We start from the raw sequence: 15,448 nt of genomic DNA on the forward strand, positions 1-15,448 counted from the left end.
CATAAACCACGCCATCCAGCATGGACTGCGGCAACTTCAGTACCTTGTTGATTACACAATAATATTGGTAAGCAATCGGCTGTCATTACCGTACATACATGTCCAAACTGATTACTGTAACTACCATCGGCTAATGCTACAGCGTTACCCGTCATCAATGTTGTTAAATCTACAACATTAGTACCATGAACTTGCTCAAGCCAGGTTGGCTCGGCAGGTAACGATAATTGCTGAGTTAATATTGCACGATTAGCGAATACATCTTGAGGCTTATCACCGACATGTAGCCCTAAATTTAAACTATCAAACGGGCTAATACTGACACCACCATCACGATTTGTCATCGCGATGGCAACGTTAGCTGGTATTGGCCAATCGTGCTCAAGCATTATAAATACACTATTGGATTAAGCTCTGTATCGACCCGCAGTGCTTTTGTCAGCTCAACCATGTCATCAGGGATCGGCGCATGCCAAGTCATGATTTCACAGGTGAATGGATGAGCAAGTTCTAAACGCACTGCATGTAAAGCCTGGCGCTTAAAGTTTTTGAGTAATTCAAAAAACTCTGGGCTTGCAGATTTAGGTGGACGAGGACGACCACCATAAACAGGATCACCAACTAACTCATGGCCAATATATGCCATATGAACACGAATTTGGTGAGTACGACCTGATTCCAAACGCAAACGTAAACGCGTATGAGCGCGGAACTTTTCAGCTACGCGATAATGAGTCACCGATGGACGACCACCATGGATAACGGCCATTTGAGTTCGTCTTGTTGCATGACGTTCAATAGGTTCATCAACCGTGCCACCCGCTGTCATAGTGCCTAATACAATCGCTTCATACTCGCGAACAATATCACGCGCCTGTAATGCGGCAACCAAATGCGTTTGTGCTTCAACCGTTTTAGCGACAACCATTAGCCCTGTTGTATCTTTGTCTAATCGATGGACAATACCCGCTCTTGGAACATGCTCAATATTAGGGCAATGATGCAATAGTGCATTCATCAATGTGCCGTCGGCATTACCCGCACCGGGATGTACAACTAAACCCGCAGGCTTGTTCACCACTAAAATATGATCGTCTTCATAAACAATGTTAAGGTCAATATTTTGTGCTTTAGCACTCACTTCTTCTTCAAGTGTTGCCTCAACTTCTATCAACTGAGACTCGAAAACCTTTTCCCGTGGCTTGTCGACTGTGATACCGTCAACAGTAATTGCACCAGATAGGATCCATTCCTTGATGCGTGTGCGCGAGTAGTCAGGGAACAAACCAGCTAATGCTTGGTCTAATCTCAGACCGGTTTGTATTGCTGTTATCTCGCTTTTTAGATTAATCTCTTGTGTCATAGGAACCGTACCCCAGTTTAGGGGTCCAAAGTGAATGTGCTATCTGTTACAATCGGATGTTTTCTATTTTACCGTGAAATGGAAAAATTCTTAACAACAACTTAAAAAGAATTGAATTCAAGTATGTATAAAATTGCCAAAAGTGCCGCCCTAGTATTACTTTCACTGGCTATAACAGCCTGTAGTAGCAGTCCAGAAGACGATGATGTTGCCAGTAAAGCATCACCTGATGTCCTGTACTCTCAAGCAAGAACGTCAATGGAATTAGGTAATTACTCTAAAGCCGTTCGTTCACTTGAAGCATTGGACTCTCGTTTTCCATTTGGTCCGCACAAAACTCAAGTTCAATTAGACTTGATTTTTGCGTATTACAAAATGGATGATGCTGCATCAGGAATTGCCAATATTGATCGCTTTTTACGCCTCAATCCAACGCATCCTAATATAGATTACGTCTATTATATGCGTGGTTTAACTAATATGCAGGCAGATAATTACTTATTTCACGATTTAATGAATATTGATCGTACCGATCGTGATCCCAAAAATGCCCAAGATGCATTTAAAGATTTTGATCGATTGATTAAATCGTATCCAAATAGCAAGTATTCTGCTGATGCACAACAACGTATGCAGTTCTTAAAGAACCGTTTGGCTAAATATTCAATTCAAGTTGCAGAATATTATATCAAAATGAACGCATGGAGTGCAGCTGCTGTTCGTGCTCAATCAGTTATGGAGAAGTTCCCAGGAACACCTTCAACTGAACGCGCGTTAGAAATTATGGTTGAGGCATATGGCGAGTTAGGTCAGGAAGAATTACAGCAACACGTTAAAACTGTGATGAAAGTAAACTATCCAACTAATGAGATATTATCTAACTAGTCATTATTTAAGACTTATCGACAGTTAACTAATGTTTCGCATTAAACGCTCCTCGGAGCGTTTTTTTATACCTGGTTTATCAACATTGGCAATTTGAAACGCCATTATTCTATATTTTTTACTTGTTATGGTTACCATACAAGTAAGACGGCACCATAACACTATTTACAGTAGCAACCTTCATAGAAATTAAGTATTTATTAACTATGCCACTTCGGCTGAATAACATTCGATACGCCCAAAATACATCCAAACGAATCGAATTTTGATATAAATATTAAAAACAGGTTGACTCAGTGGGGCAAAATCCTTTAAATTGCGTCCGTCGCCCGAATAGCTCAGTCGGTAGAGCAGAGGATTGAAAATCCTCGTGTCCCTGGTTCGATTCCGGGTTCGGGCACCATATTTACATTGGTGGCGATAGCGACTAATAAAATAAAGTTATTTCGCGATACATGTTTTGCAGGTGTGGTGGAATTGGTAGACACGTCAGCTTCAGGTGCTGATGCTCGTAAGGGCGTGGAGGTTCAAGTCCTCTCACCTGTACCAAATAACTTTATACATTTTAACAAAAAGGCCTCGCTATGCGAGGCCTTTTTGTTTCTGTTACCTGGACATTATGACGAATGTTAAGGTTATACAATACTTAGCGACTCAGATGGCATATAAAATAATCGCCTCACAGCAGCATCACAATCAGTTAATTGGCAATAAAGTTCAGCTGGGCGTTAACGCTAAAATATCGATATCTAGTGACACTCGATCAAACACTTTATTTGCATGTAAGTCAGCCAACTAGCCATAAAATCCGCCACTACATAAAATAGCGATTACATTGGCTCAATATAATCCACCATTAATTGCACAGTTTGATTGCCTCTAAACTCATTCACATCAAGCTTATAGACCACCCGAGCATGTTTAATGGTTGCGTCAGGCCATATGGCTAAATCGATATTAAAAGCAATGCCGTCTAACATTATGCTACCGCATTCAGTCTCAAGTAATAATTTTAAGTGTTTTTCACCAACGATACGCTGTTGGACTACCTTGAATACCCCATCGAACAATGGTTCTTCAAACGACTGCCCCCACGGCCCGGCATTTCGTAATAAAAAGGCAGTATCAAGCGTCATTAACTGGCTCGACAACTCACCATCAGAGAGTAATTCTCCCGTCAGTTGCTCATAATCCAATACTTCTCTTACCGCATCATCGTAAGCTTGTTTAAACTGCTCAAAAACATCTGCTTTTAACGATAACCCCGCCGCCATAGCATGACCACCAAACTTAGTTATCATTCCAGGATAGCGGCCATTAATGCGTTCGAGTAAATCTCGCATATGCAGACCTTTAATCGACCGTGCAGAACCTTTTATGACACCATCACCAGCATCGGCAAAAGCAATAACCGGACGATGATAACGATCCTTAATCCGTGAAGCCAAAATACCAATAACACCTTGATGCCAATCATCCTGAAAAATGGCAATGCCCCACGGTAAGTCTGCTTCATTAAGAGACACTTTCGATAAACTTTTTAATGCCTCTTGCTGCATACCCGTTTCAAGCTCACGGCGCTCTTGGTTTAACCCATCCAATTCGGCTGCCATTCTTCTCGCTAACATGATGTCTTCACACAGTAAGGTTTCAACTCCTAATGCCATTTCATCTAAACGGCCAGCAGCATTTAGCCGAGGCCCGACTGCAAAACCAAAATCAGCGGCAACAATCTTTTCAGGACTCCGTTTCGCCACCTCAAGCAATGCTGTAATGCCAACCCGACAGCGGCCACTTCTAACCCGCTGCAAACCAGCATTGACTAAAATACGGTTATTAGTGTCTAGCGACACAACATCAGCGACAGTACCTAAAGCCACAATATCAAGCAATGTGCCCAGATTAGGCTCAGTGATTTGCTGTTCCTGATACCAATTACGCTGCCTTAATTGCGCACGTAAAGCAGACATCAGATAAAACGCTACCCCAACACCGGCAATAGACTTACTGGCAAACTGACAACCTGGCTGATTTGGATTAACAATAACATCAGCATTGGGCAAAGTACTGCCAGGTAAATGATGATCTGTAACGACAACGGTCATTCCCAGCAACTTTGCTGCTGCCACCCCTTCAATTGACGAGATGCCATTATCAACAGTAATGAGTACATCTGCATTTTTAGTAAAAGCCACCGCTACAATTTCAGGGCTTAAGCCATAACCATAATCAAACCGATTAGGAATAAGGTAATCAACATGCTTAGCCCCCATCATTTTAAGCGCCAGCATACACACACTAGTCGACGTCGCACCATCTGCATCAAAATCCCCAACTATCAGAATTGATTGTTGGGCAGCAATAGCATCCGCAATAATCACGGCGGCTTCTGCAAGCCCTTTCATGGTATCTGGGCGTAATAACTTACTTAGCACTAAATCGCAGTTATCTTCATTGACGCCACGGCGAGCATAGAGCTGTTTTAATAATGGCGGTAAAGTAGCAGGTAAATGACTATCATCAACCTGAGGGCGACGGACTATTTTATGAGACAAAAGGCAACCTTAAACGGGCAATTAGAGAAATGAGCATAACAAAAAGGTGAGCCTAAGCTCACCTTGATTTTACGTTTTTAGCACACGCTTTACGACTTTGATTTATCGGTCTAATTTATAGGTTTGATTCAATCGTACGTAATAAGTCTGCCGGAGCTTGATAACCGGGTACCATCACACCATTTTCTAAAATCAAAGCTGGTGTTCCGTTAACACCAAACGACATACCTAACTTATACTGCGCTGCAATATCAATATCACAACTCGCCGCTTTAACATTGCCACCATTTTTAGCTTCTGTCATCGCTTTTAAAGGATCTTTAGCACACCATACCGCTTGCATCTCGTCTGCATTAGCAGATGGAATGCCCGCACGAGGATAAGCTAAATAACGAATCGTAATACCTAAATCATTATAGCCTTGCATTTGATTATGCAGCTTACGGCAATAACCACAATCTACGTCGGTAAATATTGTGACCACATGCTTTTCGTTTTTGGCTTTGTAAACCAACATCTCATCTTCAAACGGCTTAAGTAACGCTATACGAGGTCCAGCTAAAGCAGCCTCAGTTAAGTTTTTCATGCCTTTATCCATGTCATACAGATTGCCATGAAAAAGCTTTGCGCCATCTTTGGTGACGTAGAGGACTCCGCGGTCTGTTAGTGCTTGATATAAACCATCTATTGGAGATTGCTGAATGAGTATCACGTTGACACCCAAGGTTTCAGTGAGCTTTTGCTTTAACGCTGATTCATTGGATACATCGGTCGCAGATGCCGCGGACACAATAGGGGCAATAATAAGGCTGGCAACAAGGGCTAATGCTTTAGTTAACTTCATAGTAATTCCTATATTACACGGGTTCATAATCAATAGACCCGACTTCGTAAGCAAAACTTACAGATTTAATTTCGCTAACGCAACAAATACTCATTATCTAAAATGTAAGGATTTGAAACCCACACGGATACACAACCCGCTAAGCTAACCGCGTGGATGATGTTGGCTATGTAGTTGCTGTAAGCGTACTTTAGCAACATGTGTATAAATTTGAGTGGTCGATAAATCACTGTGACCGAGTAACAATTGTACCACACGTAAATCAGCGCCATGGTTAAGTAAATGGGTAGCAAAAGCATGGCGTAACGTGTGTGGTGATAAATGACACTGAATTCCCGCTCTAGCAGCATACAATTTAATTCGATGCCAAAAGGTTTGTCTGGTCATCATTTGTCCACGACGAGAGGGAAACAATACATCAGACTGTTTCATATTTAATAACTCAGCACGTGCAAACTTGATGTACTGCTCAACAGCTGTAATGGCCAGTTCACCTAAAGGGACCAAACGCTCTTTGCCTCCTTTACCCATCACCCTCACTAAACCTTGGCGCAAACTAATCTGCTCCATCGTTAAACTTACTAATTCAGTTACCCGTAGCCCTGTGGCATACAAAAGCTCTAACATGGCTTTATCTCGGTGCTCGATCGGATCATCAATATTTGGCTCTGATAACAAATTGTCTATTTGCGCTTCAGACAATGTATCCGGTAATTGGCGAACGAGCTTAGGTGACTTGATTAATGCAGTCGGGTCTTGGCTAATTTTCTGCTTAACCAATAAGTAAGCATAAAAACGCCGTAAACTACTGAGAAGTCTCGCTGTACTACTTTTAGCAAATTGCTTATCAAAACGTTCAGCAAGATAGTCACGCAGTAAGGCCTGGTCAACTTGCAGCAAATCCTTACCTTTAGTCAAAATGTAACGTTCTGCATTTTGTAAATCTGTACGATAAGATACCAAGGTATTATCACTTAGCCCGTTAGTTGACCATAAATCATCAAGAAACTGGTTAATTAAAGGATCGGGTTGATAAACAGGTTTGGCCAAAGCGGTATCCAATAAATAATAAAAAACGACGTTAGATAATCTATCATAACGTCGTTATATTGCTCTGTTAATTATGATCTATTTAACAATTAAGCATCCGCTTTTTGATCCAGATTTTTGGGTATAAACAAACACACAATTGCCGTTAACGCAGTAGGTAGCAACCAAGCCATCCCCTCTGCATGCAGCGGCATAAAGTCAAGGAAGCTCATGTCCATGCCTGCCGTCTGTAGTCCATCAAAAATACCGAAAAACAGTGCAACACTGAGTACTACTCGATGCGAAAAAGCTGGCCTAGGAAAGCGTTCTGTCAAAAAAGTCACCAACACCAATGCTATAGCAACCGGGTAAATAGTCATTAACACTGGAATACTGATACTAATCAATTGCGATAAACCAACGTTAGCCACGGTTGCACATACCACACTTAATAAAATAACCAGCAACTTGTACGATAGTTTTGGCATTAATTCATTGAAGAATTCAGAACAAGCGGTGACTAAACCTACCGCCGTCGTTAAGCAAGCAAGTGTCACAACCGTGGACAGCATTAAGGTGCCAATACTGCCAAAATGATGGGTCACATAGTTTGTTAAAATTTGGCCGCCATTATCTGCCCCAATAGCAAAGTCGCCTGCAGAAGCCCCAAGATAAAACAACGAAACGTACACAAACGCTAAACCACCAGCAGCAATAAATGCTGCACGAACTAAATACTTAGTTTGATCGGCGGCATCGTTAACGCCTTTTTTACGCAATAAATCGATAATGAGCATACCAAACATCAATGATGCCAAGGTATCCATGGTGTTATAACCTTCAATAATTCCTTTAGTTAATGGGTTATTAATATACTCACCTACGGGAAGGTTCACTTCTGCGCCAGGAAGAATAATCACTGAACTGGCTAACCCCACCAATAGTAAAATTAATACTGGTGTCAGTATTTTGCCTACGCTATCGAGTAGTTTCCCTGGGAATAAAGATAAAAACATCACGATGGAGAAAAACACTAAAGTATAAATAAGTTGCGCAATACTAAACTCTTTGCCACCGAGCATCATTAACGCATCAGGATTACTAATAAAGGGTCTTGCGCCAATTTCGAACGCTACCAACGCAGTGCGCGGGGCCGCAAATGCTGGGCCAATGATAATATAAATTGCAATGGCTAATGCTGTCGCAGCAAACGCAGGTAATAACGCCATCACTTTACCGTTAGCTTTAGCAACGGCAATTAAGCCTATCAGTGGCATACCCACTGCGGTAATTAAGAAACCCAACATCGCAAAAGACATATTCTCACCAGCAAGCATGCCAGCAAAAGGTGGGAAAATTAAGTTACCCGCACCTAAAAAAAACGCAAAGGTCATAAACCCCAACCCTAGCGTATCAGTCACACTCATTTTAGTTGTTTGCACTACTAGCCTCGTTTTATTGTTATGTTTTTTAACAAACCTAATTGATTACGCCATAATTAGCTACTGCTGAGCTGAACGAATAATAAATTGTAAAGTTAAAAATACACTTAAAAAATAGTAAACTTTGTTTAGAGAGTAACGAAAATGACTCGTTAGCTCAGCAATCAGCGTTGCATCCCTGTTAAACAGCCTTAATTAGACTATTTACTCGATTTAATGGGTAAAAAAGCGCGCAAACTAATATCAAATATCACCTAAATACTCAAGCATCAGCACGCTAAACCATTAAAAAAAACAATTTAGTTAACATTTATGGCAAAACTTGTGTACATATTCGCCACCGCTATGATTTTTAAGTTAATTTACTATAACAAAAAATCAACTATGCCGGACTGAGGCAATTAATACGCGACAGTAAAAATCAAAGCAGCTATGATCTTATTTGAATAGTCCAGGCAGCCCAAAGAGTAATCAATTATCTATGTCTTTTACGTTTAAGCAATTTCATATCGATGATCAACAATGTGGTATGGCAGTCAGTACTGATGGTGTTTTACTCGGCGCTTGGGCTGAATTATCGCAATCAAACCATATTCTCGATATTGGTGCAGGAAGTGGCTTGTTAAGCCTGATGGCTGCACAGCGAAGTCCACATCACACGAGTATTATTGCAGTAGAAATAGACAATGCAGCAGCAAAGGCCTGCCAATTTAATATTCAGCAAAGCCCTTGGTCAGAGACAGTGCAACTATTTCACGGTGCTATTCAAGACTTTCAACAACTGCACAGTAACAATGATGATCCATTATTCGACCATATTATTTGTAACCCGCCCTACTTTGAGCAGGGCACTCAGGCGAAAAATAGCGCTCGAGCAGATGCAAGACACACCAACACTCTGTCTTTCGCTGAGTTACAAAACGTGATCAGCAAATTACTTGACCCACAGGGCACGGCAAGTGTTATTTTGCCACGGCAAAGTTTAGATAGCTTTACTCAACAACTTAATGCTTATGGCCTATTCGTTGCTAAGCAGCTTGATATCATTAGCATTGAGGGAAAGATAGCTAACAGATCAATATTAGCAATCCAACACACCCCAACAACAACTGAACCACAAACACTCACTAATCCTCCTGTTGAAACTGAGTATCATCAAATGACGATCCGCGATAAACAAGAGCGATACAGCGAAACGATGATAGATTTATGTCGTCCATTCTACTTAAAGCTTTAGCCTGCTCATTAGGTCAGCTATAATACTCAACTATTTTTCAGCGAGACCAGCGCATGCAATTTGAAGATTTCCAGCTCGACCCTAGCTTATTAGAGTCACTCAAGGCCATGGGACACAACACCCCTACCACTATTCAGCAGCAAACTATTCCATTGGCCATGGATCAGCGGGATATTTTAGCGCGTGCGCCAACCGGCACCGGTAAGACGGCCAGTTTCTTACTGCCGGCTTTACAGCACCTTATTGACTTCCCGCGTCGTTTTGAAGGCCAAGCACGTATTTTGGTACTAACGCCCACTCGCGAATTAGCCAGCCAAATTCATCGTTATGCAAGCCATTTAGCCACTGGGCTTGAGCTTAATATCGTCATTATTACTGGTGGTGTGCCATATGGCCCACAAGAAGAAGCACTTGCAGACAATGTTGATTTATTGATCGCCACGCCGGGGCGATTAATGGAATACCTAGATAAAGATAAATTTGACGCGACTGAAGTTGAAATTTTAATTATTGATGAAGCTGACCGTATGCTTGATATGGGTTTCTCATCCGTAGTGCAATCAATTGCTATTGAAGCTCAAGGCCGCAAACAGAACATGCTGTTTTCTGCCACGCTTGAAGGTAATGGAGTTAATCGTTTTGCTCGCGACTTATTAACCGATCCTGTAATGGTCGATGTTGAAGCACCACGCAGTGAAAAAGCTAAAGTCCATCAGTGGGTGCATTTGGCTGACAATCAGGCACATAAATTTGCATTGTTGTGTCATATTCTTCAACAAGAAAATGTTACCCGCACCATTGTGTTTGTTAAAACTCGCGAAATGGTCGCCAGCCTTGAAGGCTTATTGCTAAAAGCTAATATTCCATGTGCATTTATGCGTGGCGATATGGAACAGAAAAAACGCTTCCAAGCTTTAGGCCGTTTTTCTAAAGGTGAAGTTAATGTGCTTTTGGCGACAGATGTTGCTGCTCGAGGAATCGATGTTGACGACATTACTCATGTGATTAACTTTGACATGCCACGTTCTGCTGACGCGTATGTACATCGAATTGGCCGTACTGCTCGCGCTGGCGCAAAAGGAACAGCAATATCACTAGTAGAAGCACACGATATGCGTATTGTGTCTAAAATTGAACGCTACATTGAATTGCCACTGAAACGCCGCGTGATTGAAGAGCTTCGCCCTAAGCATAAAGAAGCCAAGGTCCCAGGTAAGAAAAAAGCCAATGCAAAAGATGCACGAGTAAAATCGAAAAAATATAAGAAAAAGTAACTTTTAGACAAACTTTTTGTTAGCGCCTAAAATACATTGACCAACCAATATTAAAGCGAATTACTCAGTAATTCGCTTTTTTTATCGCTAATGTCTATTTATCATCATTAACTAGCCCTAATACAGCAAAAAGGTGTCAAGATATGTCAGTTTTTGCACAAAAAACACCCACCAAGAAAACCCCCTCTAAACCATTAATTGATATAGATTAAAAATTTAACAGTGTATTTCAACTTTGCTCAAACATATCAAAAATACCCGTTTATTAAGCTTTAATCGTAGAATCATAAAAAACACAAAATTTTGAAACATTTTATTTACATCAAACTATTTAGATAAACGTCATACTCTGTTAATTTAGATGTAATGAGTAATAAAATGAATCCGAATGAACATGTTAGCCAACGAAGTTAACTGTCTTTAGCATTATTTCAGCATGGATACGCAAAAGAAATGATAAAAATCATACTAAGAAGACTGTCACCACTCTTGATCATTATTGTATTTGTTGGGTTAGCCCTAGCACTTATTAGCACCCAAGAAGCACCCGAGCAAAAAGATGAAGCCATCAGTGTACCAATTATTGATGTGCAAACTGTCACGCCGCAAACCTTATCGCTCAACTTACCCTCATATGGCGTGGTTAATCCTAAATATAAAACTCAGTTAGTCACCGAAGTTCAAGGGCGCATGCTAAGTATTTCAGCCAATTTTGTTGCCGGTGGTGTGGTTAAAAAAGGCGAGCAGCTAGCCATTATCGAACCATCAGATTACGAAGCGGACCTTATTCAGGCTGAAGCGACTGTTGCTCAAGCAACCGCTGCATTAAATGAAGAAAAAGCCCGCGGTGTAGTCGCTAAAATTGAATTTAAAGACTTTGGTAAAGGCTTACCGCCAGAACTTGGATTGCGAATTCCACAGCTGAAAAAAGAGCAAGCTAACGTCAAATATGCCGAAGCCGCATTAGCCCGCGCACAACGTAACTTAGCGCGCACCGTTATTCGCGCACCATTTGACGGCATCATTAAAGCTCGCAATGTCGACTTAGGCCAGTATGTCACTCTAGGCACAAATTTAGGTGAGCTATACGACACCAGTATTGCCGAAATCAGATTGCCGTTAGCCAATGAAGATCTCGCGTATTTAGAGTCAGTTGATAATCCAGAAACAGCAGTGACGCTCACGGCACTATTGGCGGGAAAACAAGTCTCTTGGCAGGGCAACATAGTGCGCAGCGAAAACGTCATCGATGAACAAACTCGCATGGTATACCTCGTAGCTGAAATTCATGATCCCTATCTGCGCAACAACAAAACAGAAGGTCAATTACCCTTAAAATACGGCAGTTTTGTTAATGCAATTATCACAGGGCGAACCGTTAATGATGTAGTAAAACTACCTCGCCATGTGGTGCGTAATGGTCAGGTTGCCGTTGTGAGTGCAGACAATATTATCGAAATTCGCAAGGTGAACATTATTCGCTCAGACATTGATACCATTTATATTCAAGGCAGTTTCAAGGCAAATGAACGCGTATCAACCACTAGCATTAACAGCTTGAACTCGGGACAGGCTATTAAAGTACTGGGTGAAGAAACCAAGGTAGAGCCAGTCGATACTGACACCCAAGCCGCTACGACTGCAGGTGAATAATAATGGATACTAATAAAGGAATTATCGCCTGGTTTGCTCGCAACAGTGTCGCCGCCAACTTACTGATGGCAGCCTTGCTTATTGGCGGTTTGTTTAGTGCTGTACTGATTAATAAAGAAATATTTCCAACATTTGAATTAAACCTCATCAATATCAATGTGGCTTACCCCGGTGCTGCGCCACAAGAAATTGAAGAAGGGATTAATATAAAAATTGAAGAGGCTATTCAAGACATAAGCGGCATTAAAAAAGTCACTTCTGTTGCTAGTGATAGTGTTGGCTCTGTGACGATTGAAGTCGAAGACGGCTACGAAGTACAGCAAGTTTTAGATGAAGCCAAGCTGCGTATCGATGCCATTGCGACCTTTCCAGATAACATCGAAAAACCCAATATTTTCCAAATAAAGCCAGAAAACAATGTCATTTGGGTGTCGGTCTATGGCGACATGACCTTGCACGACATGAAAGAAATGGCGAAGAGTATACGCGACGACATTACCGATTTACCCGCGGTCACTCGAGCAAAGGTCACCGGCGTTCGCGACTACGAAATTGGCATTGAACTGTCTGAGGACAAGTTACGCGAATATGGCATTACTTTTACTCAAGTCGCTTTAGCAGTACAAAACTCATCGATTGATTTACCCGGTGGATCTATTCGTGCCCAGGACGGTGACATTCTACTGCGCACAAAAGGCCAAGCTTATACTGCTGAAGATTTTGCCCAAATAGTAGTAGAAACCCGTGCCGATGGCAGCCGGATTATGCTACCGCAAGTGGCCACCATTAATGATGATTTTGAAGAGCGTTTAGAGTACACACGCTTTAACGGCAAACCTGCTGCCGTGATTGAAATTACAAGTATTGACGATCAAAATGCGTTAGATATTTCTTCGCAAGTTAAAGCTTATGTTGCCGAACGTAAAAAGAGCTTACCAAGTAATATTCAACTTGATACCTGGGGTGATTTAACTCACTACCTACAAGGCCGTTTAAACATGATGTTATCGAACATGTTTTATGGCGCCCTGTTGGTGTTTATTATTTTAGCTTTGTTCTTAGACCTTAAACTCGCTTTTTGGGTAATGATGGGCCTACCGGTGTGCTTTTTGGGCACCATGTTACTCATGCCGCTTGAGCCGTTTAACATGTCGATTAACATGCTGACCTTATTCGCGTTTATTCTGGTGCTGGGGATAGTCGTCGACGATGCTATTGTCATCGGCGAAAGTGCCTATACCGAGTTAGAGGAAAACGGACACTCGTTGGATAACGTCGTAAAAGGAGTGCAAAAAGTAGCAATGCCCGCCACATTTGGGGTACTCACTACCATTGCCGCCTTTATCCCGATGATTATGGTCTCCGGGCCCATGGGTATTATTTGGAAATCCATCGGTATGGTGGTGATTTTGTGTTTAGCATTTTCGCTGATTGAATCAAAACTGATTCTACCCGCGCATTTAGCTCACATGAAAATCAAAAAACGCAGAGCACCAACCCATTTTTTATCGCGGTTTAAATTTGCCCTCAACGAATGGTTACAGCATTTCATTCATAACGTCTATCGTCACTTTTTAGAGCGTTGCATTAAACAACGTTACAGCGTGGTGGCAGTGTTTATCGGGGTACTGATTTTGTCGATTGCGTTAGTGCAAAGTGGCAAAGTGCGTTGGGTTTTCTTCCCTGATATTCCATCCGATTTTATTCAAGTACAACTTGAAATGGAAGAAGGCAGCTCTGAACAAAACACCTTAAAAGTGCTACAACAAGTCGAAGATGCGTTGTACAAGATGAACGCCAAACTTGAAGAACAATACGGTTACCCAATGGTGAAACACAGCTACATTGAGCTTAGTTCTCGCAGCAGTGCGTTTGTGTTTACCGAACTGACCAAAGGCGAAGACCGCGAAGTCGACGGCGTCGCAATTGCAGAAGAATGGCGTAAACAGCTGCCCGAGTTATTGTCAGTTAAAAAGCTTAACATCAATGCCAGTACCAACGATGCTGGCGGAGATTTATCATTCCGCTTAACGGCAACCGACCTAGGCCAATTGTCTGAAGCGGCCAAAGTGCTTAAAGCTAAGTTGGCCACTTATGAAGGCGTGTATGATATTACCGATAACTTCTCATCGGGCTCACACGAAATTCGTTTAAACATTCGCCCTGAAGCAGAAGCACAAGGACTAACACTGTCTGATTTAGCTCGCCAAGTGCGTTATGGCTTTTATGGTTATGAAGCCCAGCGTATTTTACGTAATAAAGAAGAAGTCAAAGTCATGGTGCGTTACCCATTAGAACAACGCCGTACTGTAGGTGATCTTGAAAACATGCTTATCCGCACTCCGTCTGGCGCGGCGGTGCCGTTCTCAACAGTGGCAGATATCGAATTGGGCGAGTCATATGCGTCTATTACTCGTGTCGATGGTCGACGAGCTATCACCATTACCGCCAATGTGAATAAAAACAATGTTGAACCATCGAAAGTGGTCGCTGAGATTCAGGAAGATTTTTTACCTGAATTAACGGCACGATTCCCTAAAGTGGCTTCAGCATTAGATGGCGGCAGCTTGGATGAACAAAATGCCATGCTAGGGTTAGCGCAGGGCTTCTTTTTTGCCATGTTTACTATTTATGCCTTAATGGCTATTCCATTAAAATCATACACTCAACCGCTCATTATCATGTCAGTGATCCCGTTCGGCATGATTGGCGCCTTGTTTGGTCATTACATTCTTGGCTTATCAATGAGTGTATTGAGCTTATGCGGTATTGTGGCGTTAGCTGGGGTAGTGGTAAACGACTCGCTCATTTTAGTCGACTTTGTTAACCGAGCACGTGAAGAAGGTAAATCGCTAATGCAATCGGCTATCGACTCTGGTTGTTATCGCTTTAGAGCAATTATCTTAACCTCGCTAACCACCTTTGTTGGCTTGGTGCCGATTATTATGGAGAAAAGCTTACAGGCTAAAATTGTCATCCCAATGGCTACATCGTTAGCTTTCGGTATTTTGTTCTCTACCGTAGTAACGTTAATTTTAGTACCGATTTTGTACATCATTCTTGATGATATAAAACGTCTATTAAGACGATTTTATATTTGGTGGTGGCAACCTAAACCTCCTGAAAGTGAGTTCAGCTCTGACGAGCACCATTAAGCAAATTAATC

Annotated in this window: 11 protein-coding genes and 2 tRNA genes; 7 read left to right on the top strand and 6 right to left on the bottom strand. The window is 41.8% G+C overall.

All coding sequences use genetic code 11. The features are described 5' to 3' along the window. Together H5202_RS01450 and rluD are read right to left on the bottom strand one after the other, a co-directional pair. Positions 1-389: polyphenol oxidase family protein (locus tag H5202_RS01450; protein ID WP_182770305.1), on the bottom strand; the 389-nt coding region annotated here is incomplete at its 3' end. Next, positions 389-1,363, bottom strand: a complete 975-nt coding sequence (rluD, locus tag H5202_RS01455; RefSeq protein WP_182770307.1) for a 23S rRNA pseudouridine(1911/1915/1917) synthase RluD — start codon at positions 1,361-1,363, stop codon at positions 389-391. The genes rluD and H5202_RS01450, both read right to left, overlap by 1 nt. 123 nt (positions 1,364-1,486) lie before the next feature. Between rluD and H5202_RS01460 the strand changes: the two genes are divergently transcribed. The 3 genes from H5202_RS01460 (at position 1,487) to H5202_RS01470 (ending at position 2,797) form a co-directional block, all read left to right on the top strand. After that, positions 1,487-2,248, top strand: coding sequence for an outer membrane protein assembly factor BamD (locus tag H5202_RS01460; RefSeq protein WP_182770309.1), 762 nt, complete (start codon positions 1,487-1,489; stop codon positions 2,246-2,248). 327 nt (positions 2,249-2,575) lie between these two features. Beyond that, positions 2,576-2,651 (top strand) — tRNA-Phe (locus H5202_RS01465). A gap of 59 nt (positions 2,652-2,710) precedes the next feature. Then, positions 2,711-2,797 (top strand) — tRNA-Leu (locus H5202_RS01470). 281 nt (positions 2,798-3,078) lie between these two features. On the opposite strand, the gene recJ is transcribed toward H5202_RS01470, so the two are convergent. The 4 genes from recJ to brnQ all read right to left on the bottom strand — a co-directional run bounded on the left by recJ (position 3,079) and on the right by brnQ (position 8,118). Further along, positions 3,079-4,803: a single-stranded-DNA-specific exonuclease RecJ gene (gene recJ / locus H5202_RS01475; protein WP_182770311.1), complete on the bottom strand. Its 1,725-nt coding sequence runs from the start codon at positions 4,801-4,803 to the stop codon at positions 3,079-3,081. Between the two features lie 115 nt (positions 4,804-4,918). Further along, positions 4,919-5,647, bottom strand: coding sequence for a bifunctional protein-disulfide isomerase/oxidoreductase DsbC (gene dsbC, locus H5202_RS01480; protein WP_182770313.1), 729 nt, complete (start codon positions 5,645-5,647; stop codon positions 4,919-4,921). 144 nt (positions 5,648-5,791) lie between these two features. Beyond that, positions 5,792-6,697: a site-specific tyrosine recombinase XerD gene (gene xerD / locus H5202_RS01485; RefSeq protein WP_182770315.1), complete on the bottom strand. Its 906-nt coding sequence runs from the start codon at positions 6,695-6,697 to the stop codon at positions 5,792-5,794. Positions 6,698-6,786: 89 nt separating this feature from the next. Next, positions 6,787-8,118, bottom strand: a complete 1,332-nt coding sequence (brnQ, locus tag H5202_RS01490) for a branched-chain amino acid transport system II carrier protein (RefSeq protein WP_182770318.1) — start codon at positions 8,116-8,118, stop codon at positions 6,787-6,789. A gap of 481 nt (positions 8,119-8,599) precedes the next feature. Between brnQ and H5202_RS01495 the strand changes: the two genes are divergently transcribed. The 4 genes from H5202_RS01495 to H5202_RS01510 all read left to right on the top strand — a co-directional run bounded on the left by H5202_RS01495 (position 8,600) and on the right by H5202_RS01510 (position 15,437). Then, complete coding sequence (locus H5202_RS01495) at positions 8,600-9,355, top strand: tRNA1(Val) (adenine(37)-N6)-methyltransferase (protein WP_182770320.1); 756 nt, start codon at positions 8,600-8,602, stop codon at positions 9,353-9,355. 53 nt (positions 9,356-9,408) lie between these two features. Further along, a complete protein-coding gene (srmB, locus tag H5202_RS01500) occupies positions 9,409-10,629 on the top strand; it encodes an ATP-dependent RNA helicase SrmB (RefSeq protein WP_182770322.1) in 1,221 nt (406 codons plus the stop codon). A 453-nt stretch (positions 10,630-11,082) separates the two neighbouring features. Next, positions 11,083-12,282, top strand: a complete 1,200-nt coding sequence (locus H5202_RS01505; protein WP_182770324.1) for an efflux RND transporter periplasmic adaptor subunit — start codon at positions 11,083-11,085, stop codon at positions 12,280-12,282. 2 nt (positions 12,283-12,284) lie between these two features. Beyond that, entirely contained in the window at positions 12,285-15,437 is a 3,153-nt protein-coding gene (locus tag H5202_RS01510; protein ID WP_182770326.1) for an efflux RND transporter permease subunit, read from the top strand. The last annotated feature ends 11 nt before the right edge of the window (positions 15,438-15,448 follow it).

The sequence above is a fragment of the Shewanella sp. SG41-4 genome (assembly GCF_014164505.1).
Classification (GTDB): domain Bacteria; phylum Pseudomonadota; class Gammaproteobacteria; order Enterobacterales; family Shewanellaceae; genus Shewanella.